The 5,967-nt window shown below is 67.5% G+C and carries 5 protein-coding genes; 4 read left to right on the forward strand and 1 reads right to left on the reverse strand.

Annotated features, from left to right (window positions below; translation table 11 throughout):
• A partial coding sequence (locus tag PHC73_RS10430; protein WP_366949855.1) for a carbamoyl phosphate synthase small subunit occupies positions 1–763 on the reverse strand: 763 nt, incomplete at its 3' end.
• 270 nt (positions 764–1,033) lie between these two features.
• Between PHC73_RS10430 and PHC73_RS10435 the strand changes: the two genes are divergently transcribed.
• From PHC73_RS10435 to PHC73_RS10450, 4 genes are all read left to right on the forward strand, one after another.
• A complete protein-coding gene (locus PHC73_RS10435; protein WP_300127685.1) occupies positions 1,034–3,973 on the forward strand; it encodes a molybdopterin-dependent oxidoreductase in 2,940 nt (979 codons plus the stop codon).
• A 45-nt stretch (positions 3,974–4,018) separates the two neighbouring features.
• Positions 4,019–5,089, forward strand: coding sequence for a 4Fe-4S dicluster domain-containing protein (locus tag PHC73_RS10440; RefSeq protein ID WP_300127688.1), 1,071 nt, complete (start codon positions 4,019–4,021; stop codon positions 5,087–5,089).
• Positions 5,089–5,742 (forward strand): ethylbenzene dehydrogenase-related protein, encoded by a 654-nt coding sequence (locus tag PHC73_RS10445; protein WP_300127690.1) that lies wholly within the window; start codon positions 5,089–5,091, stop codon positions 5,740–5,742. The genes PHC73_RS10440 and PHC73_RS10445 overlap by 1 nt, the downstream gene beginning before the upstream one ends.
• On the forward strand, positions 5,739–5,967 hold a 229-nt coding region (locus tag PHC73_RS10450; protein WP_300127693.1), incomplete at its 3' end, for a hypothetical protein. The genes PHC73_RS10445 and PHC73_RS10450, both read left to right, overlap by 4 nt.

A 5,967-nucleotide genomic window follows, 5' to 3' on the forward strand; every position in this document is an offset into this window, starting at 1 on the left:
GATGGCCAAGACAGATGCCGAACAACGGCACGCCGCGGTCCAGAAACTCGCCGATGGCGTCGATCGCGTAATCGCAGGGCTCGGGATCACCCGGGCCGTTCGACAGGAACACGCCGTCCGGCTGGCGTGCCAGAACCTCGGCGGCCGGCGTCCTGGCCGGCACCACCGTCACCTCGCAGCCGACGGCCACGAGACAACGCAGGATGTTGCGCTTGATGCCGAAATCATAGGCCACCACCCGAAAGCGCGGCGTCGGCGCCGGCGCGAACCCCTGCAGCGTCCACCCGCCACCTTGCCAGGCATAAGCCTCGCCGCAGCTGACCACCTGCGCGAGGTCCATGCCCTGCAAACCCGCGAAGGCGCGCGCCTGCGCCAGGGCGAAATCGGCATCGATGTCGGGCCCGGCCACGATGCAGCCGCCCTGCGCGCCGCCGCGGCGCAAACGGCCCGTCAGCGCGCGGGTGTCCAGGCCGGCGATGGCCACCACGCCACGCTCGCGCAGGTAGTCATCCAGCGCCTGCTCGGCGCGCCAGCTCGAATGCCGGCGCGGCAGGTGGCGAATCACCAACCCGGCGGCGTGCACGCCGTCCGATTCGGCGTCCTCGGCGTTACAGCCGACGTTGCCGATGTGCGGGTAGGTCAGGGTCACGATCTGCCGGCAGTACGACGGGTCGGTGAGAATCTCCTGATAGCCGGTCAAGGCGGTGTTGAACACCACCTCCCCCACGGCATGGCCGCGGGCGCCGACCGACACGCCGGGCATCAGCGTGCCGTCGGCGAGGGCGAGAAGTGCTGGCTCGGGCAATGCGGGCTCCGGTGGTTGCGTCGGGCGCAGCAAAAGCGGCGGGAGGCGTTGCCGCCGCCCGTCGCCGCAGGTGCTGGTAAGGCCGGCATTGTACCGGTACCCACCGGCCGCGGCCAAGGCGCGACCACGACTTTGTCCCGCGCAGAACCTTAGCGGATGTTTGTTTACATGGCATCCGGCGATGCTCTACAGTCGAGCCGCACCCGCTCGCACACGCAGGAGAACGGCATGGGCAAGATCGACCAGGGATTGTCGATGGGGGCCGACGAACCGGGGCTCGCCGTCACGCGGCGCGGCTTTCTGAAAGGCAGCGGCGGCACCGCGCTGGCGCTGGCCATGACCCAGCTCGGCGGCGCCGTGTCGTCCGCCTTCGTACGCGACGTGTTCGCGGCCGAGAAAACGCTCGACTACCGCGGCGTGCCGGACCTGTACCGGCAACTCTGGAACTGGGACAAGGTCACCTGGGGCTCGCACACCAACGTATGCCTGCCCGGTTCCTGCTCGTTCCATGTATACGTGAAGGACGGCATGGTCTGGCGCGAGGAACAATCGGCCAGGAACCACGCCAGCAACCCCAACTACCCCGACTACAACCCGCTCGGCTGCCAGAAGGGCTGTTCCTTCCACAGCAACCTGTACGGCGACGAGCGCATCAAATACCCGCTGCGGCGCATCGGCGAGCGCGGCTCCGGCAAGTGGGAGCGCATTTCCTGGGACGAGGCGGTCGGGGACATCGCCAGCGCCATCGTCGACGGCCTGGAGGAATTCGGCCCGGACAGCTTCGTGCTCGATCCGCCGCACGCGCACCTGGGCAGCGTCGGCTGGGCCGGCAGCCACCGCATGAACGCCGCCATCGGCGGCGTGAATCCGGACCTCAACGTGCTGATCGGCGACTTCTACAAGGGCATCTCCGACACCATCGGCAAGATGCACATCGGCTACAGCGCCGACAACCTGTTCGACGCCGAACTGGTGTTCACCACCTGCACCAACTGGTCGTACACCATGCCGGCGGTGTACCACTTCCTGACCGAGGCCCGTTACAACGGCACGGAGCTGGTGTCGATCGCGCCCGACTACAGCCCGAGCACCATCCACGCCGACTACCACGTGCCGGTCAAGACCGGCACCGACGCCGGCTTCTGGATGGCCATCTGCGAGGTGCTGGTCAGCGAGAACCTGATCGACCGCCCCTTCATCAAGGAACAGACCGACCTGCCGCTGCTGGTGCGCACGGACAGCGGCAAGTTCCTGCGCGAGACGGACGTCACCGGCGCCGGGCGCGAGGACCAGCTTTACGTGTACGACAGCAAGGCCGGCGCCATCGCCAGGGCACCGCGCGGCACGCTCAAGTTTTCCGGCGACCCGGCGCTCGAAGGCCGCTTCGAGGTCGCGCTGCACAACGGCAAGACGGTCACCGTCACGCCGGTATTCGAAAACCTCAAGCAGGTGCTCGCCGAACACACGCCCGAGAAGGCGCAGGCCATGACCGGCGTGCACCCGTCGCTGGTGCGCACGCTGGCCAAGAAGGTGGCCACCAAGCGCACGGCGGCCTACATCGGCTTCTCGTCGGCCAAGATCTATCACGGCGATCTTGCCGAGCGGTCGCTCATGCTGGCCATGGCGCTGACCGGCAACTGGGGCAAGCCCGGCACCGGCTGGAACTCCTGGGCCATGCCAGCCGACCATGTCGAGATGATGATGCTGCTGGAGAAGCCGGTGCATCAGGGCGGGCTCGCGCAGATCAAGGAACTCGAAGACGCGCTCGCCGCCAAGGCGCGTGCGGCGGACCCGGAAATCAGCCAGGAGCTGATCGGCGTCGAGCTCGTCAAGCACATGACGGCCATCGTCGGCACTGTTCCGCCGGTGTTCTTCCTCTACCACCACGCCGGCTACAAGGAGCTGTACGACAACGCCGCCTGGCACGACCCGGCGCTGAAAAAGTCCTTCACCGGCTACATGGACGAGGCGATCGAGAAGGGCTGGTGGAACAAGACCCACCTGCGCCCGGCCCCGGACAAACAGCCGCGGGTGCTGATGATCACCGCCAGCAACCCCATCCGGCGCGTGCGCAGCGCCGCGCTGCAGTATCCGAAGCACCTGTTCCCGAAGCTGAAGATGATGTTCGCGGTGGAGCCGCGCATGTCGTCCACGGCCATGTTCTGCGACATCGTCCTGCCGGCGGCCTGGTATTACGAAAAGCCGGACATGACCATCTCGATCACCACCAACCCGCGCATGTGCATGATCGAGCAGGCCGTGCAGCCGCCCGGCGAGTGCAGGCCGGAGTGGGACATCTACTCCGCCATCCTGCAGAAGGTGGTCGCCATCGCCGCCGAGCGCGGCCTCACCGGCTACCAGGACGTGTTCGGCCAGGAGCGCCGCTACGCGGACCTGTGGAACCGCTACAGCATGAACGGCTACCTCAAGACGCAGGAGGATGCGCTCAAGGAAATGGTGGCCATCGCCGAGGCCACCGGCACCTTCCCCAAGGGCACCACCTACGAGTCCTTCCGCAAGGCCGGCATGATCGAGCAGGCCAGCTTCGGCATGGGCTTCATGAAGGACGTGGTCGCCAACGAGTACGACCCGCGCAAGCCCTTCTTCAGCCTGCGCTGGCACGTGGACGAGAAAAAGACCTACCCCACCTACACGCGCCGGGCGCAGTTCTATCTCGACCACGACTGGTACCTCGAAGCGGACGAGGCGCTGCCGCGCTGGAAGGCGCAGCCGAAGATCGGCGGCGATCATCCGTTCGCCATCACCGGCGGCCACCCGCGCCACAGCGTGCACTCGGTGCACCTCGCGCAGCCCGCGCTGATGCGCCTGCACCGCGCCCAGCCGGTGATGCACGTCAACGACAAGGTCGCCAAACAGCGCGGCGTCGCCGACGGCGAGATGGTCGAGGTGTTCAACGACTTCTCGAACTTCGAAATCATGCTGCGCACCACGCCCACCGTGGCGCCGGACCAGGTGGTCGTCTACTTCTGGGAGGCCTACCAGTTCCCGGAATGGAAGGTCTACGACCGCCTGCTGATCGGCCAGCCGAAGCCGCTGCACCTGGCCGGCGGCTACGAGCAGTTGCGCTACTACCTCTACAACGGCAGCCCCGGCCCCAGCACCGACCGCGGCGTGCGGGTGGACTTTCGCAAGATCAAGAAGGCCTGAGCGGCGTCAGCCGTCTTTCAAGCCGCCTTTCAAGGAGGAATCACCATGGCATTCGCACCCCGCGGCGCGCCCAAGGAAGAACTGCTGCGCCACGACCGGCAGGTCGGCAACATCATCGATCTGAACAAATGCATGGGCTGCCAGACCTGCACGCAGGCCTGCAAGAGCCTGTGGACCACGCGCGAAGGCACCGAGCACATGCGCTGGATGAACGTGACCACGTTCCCAGGCGCCGGCTACCCGCGCGAGTACGAAAAGATGGGCGGCGGCTACGCCAAGGACGGCACGCCGACCCCCGGCAAGCTGACCACGCTCGCCGACGTCGGCGACAACTTCACCTTCAACCACGCCGACGTGTTCTATGCCGGCAAGGGCCAGTCGGTGCACCTGAAGCCGACCTCCGCCGTCACCGGCGAGGACCCCAAGTGGGGCTACAACTGGGACGAGGACGAGGGCGACGGCGACTGGCCGAACGGCTATTACTTCTACCTGCCGCGCAAGTGCTACCACTGCGCCGACGCGCCGTGCCTGAAGGCCTGCACGCACAACGCGCTGTACAAGCGCGCCGAGGACGGCATCGTGGTGCTGGACCAGGAGCGCTGCAACGGCGACCGGCTGTGCGTCGAGGCCTGCCCGTACAAGGCCATCTACTACAACCCGGTGTCGCAGAAGTCCGAAAAATGCGTGATGTGCTACCCGCGCGTCGAGCAGGGCATCGCGCCGGCCTGCGACCGCCAGTGCCCGGGCCGCACGCGCATGTTCGGCTACCTCGACGACCAGGAAAGCGACCTCTACAAACTGATCCACGTGCACAAGGTGGCGCTGCCGCTGCACCCGGAGTACGGCACGGAGCCGAACGTGTTCTACATCCCGCCGTTCGACACCACGCGCGCCTTTGCCGACGACGGCTCCATCACCGACGAGGGCCGCGTCGAGGCCGAGGTGCTGATCACGCTGTTCGGGCCGGACGTGGTGCCGGTCATCGCCAGGCTGAAGGCCGAGCGCGCCAGGCGCCAGCAGGGCGAGCCGTCCGAGGTCATGGACTTGCTGATCGGCCGCAACTTCTGGGATCGCTTCAAGGACTTCAGCAACGATCCGCTGCAGGAGGCCGTGTGATGGAAATCAGGCGCGTCACGGCCGACAACGCCGCCCTGCTCGATCCGATGAACGCCGTCTGGCAGCAGGCCGCCGGGCAGGATTTCCCCATGGTGCCGACACCGCTGAAGGGCAACCCGGCCATCGAGGCGATCTCGCCCTTCATCGCGCAGAGCACCGATCATGGCGTGATCCACGGCCTCAGCGTCGCGGGCCTGCACAACGGCAAGGTGCTGGCGCTGCGCCTGTCCTGGGCCAGCGACCGGCACGACAGGATTGCGGATCTGGATCAGTTCGTGGACGGCGTGGCGGTGATGTTTCCGCTCACCGCCAAGGCCAGCGCCGCGACCATGGGCAGCCCCGGCGAGCCGGTGAACGCCTGGTACTGGAAGGCCGACAAGGCCGACCAGCCCTTCGACGTGGTGGCCGAGGGCTACGGCACCTCCACCCGCCGGCCGGGCAAGGACGCGCAGCTCGTCTCGAAGGCCATCCACAAGGACGGCCGCTGGCACGTGGTGCTGCAGCGCCCGCTCAAGGTGGGCAACCAGTACGCCCAGTTCGAGCCCGGCACGCCCACCAAGCTCGCGTTTGGCGTGTGGAGCGGCGGCAACCGGGAACGCGCCGGGCGCAAGTCGTTCTCGGGCGACTTCACGCTGGTGCCGGTCGCGGCATGAGCGACGCCGCACTCGACACCGCGGAGTTGGCCATCGAGGCGCCGTCCGACGCCGCCACGCGCAGCCGTCTGTACGGTCTTTTCGCCACCGCGCTGCAATTCCCGCAGGGCGACATCGGCGCGGCGCTGGCCGACGGCGAGCTGTACGCGGCGTTCGCCGACACCGCCCGCGCCCTGCCCTACCGCTACACGTTTGTGGCGCCGGGGCTGCGCGACGCGCGTGCGC

Origin of the sequence: Immundisolibacter sp., from assembly GCF_028696615.1 — a bacterium.
In the GTDB taxonomy this organism is placed as follows: Bacteria; Pseudomonadota; Gammaproteobacteria; order Immundisolibacterales; family Immundisolibacteraceae; genus Immundisolibacter.

Coding starts and splice junctions, on each gene's coding strand:
- PHC73_RS10440 (WP_300127688.1), top strand. CDS start 4,019: ATGGCATTCGCACCCCGCGGCGCGCCCAAGGAAGAACTGCTGCGCCAC.
- PHC73_RS10435 (WP_300127685.1), top strand. CDS start 1,034: ATGGGCAAGATCGACCAGGGATTGTCGATGGGGGCCGACGAACCGGGG.
- PHC73_RS10445 (WP_300127690.1), top strand. CDS start 5,089: ATGGAAATCAGGCGCGTCACGGCCGACAACGCCGCCCTGCTCGATCCG.